This is a genomic window from Alkalibacterium iburiense, from assembly GCF_039521845.1.
GTDB classification, from domain to species: domain Bacteria; phylum Bacillota; class Bacilli; order Lactobacillales; family Carnobacteriaceae_A; genus Alkalibacterium; species Alkalibacterium iburiense.
The window spans coordinates 11,873-12,249 of the sequence record NZ_BAAACW010000065.1; the positions used below are offsets into that span (position 1 = coordinate 11,873).

Consider the following 377-nt stretch of genomic DNA (forward strand, 5'->3'; position numbering starts at 1 on the left):
ACGAGCCCCTTACCTTATAATTGAAGTACGACCAACAACTAAGGAGGGGCTCGTTATGTACCAACAGTATACCACAATGGAAACCGCATTAACACTACAATTAGATTTTACTATTCCAACTGATCACGAAGCGCGGCTCATTAGTCGTTTCGTTGATTCCATTCCTGCAGAAGTTTTATTAGAAGAAACGTCGCATACCGGACGCCCGGCTTTTCATCCAGCCATGTTGTTAAAAATGTGCCTGTTTGCTTACAGCCGTTCGGCTTATTCAGGTCGTAAAATAGAACGAATGAATGAAGAATCGATACCGATGAAATGGTTAACGGGCGACACACCCGTCAGTTATAAAACCATTAACACCTTCCGGTCCAGTGAAC

1 protein-coding gene is annotated in these 377 nt (G+C 43.5%); it reads left to right on the forward strand.

Annotation, left to right across the window (positions count from 1 at the left end; translation table 11 throughout):
- Positions 1-55: 55 nt before the first annotated feature.
- Positions 56-377, forward strand: a 322-nt coding sequence (locus ABDZ53_RS05590) for a transposase (protein WP_343754606.1), incomplete at its 3' end; no start/stop codon positions are given.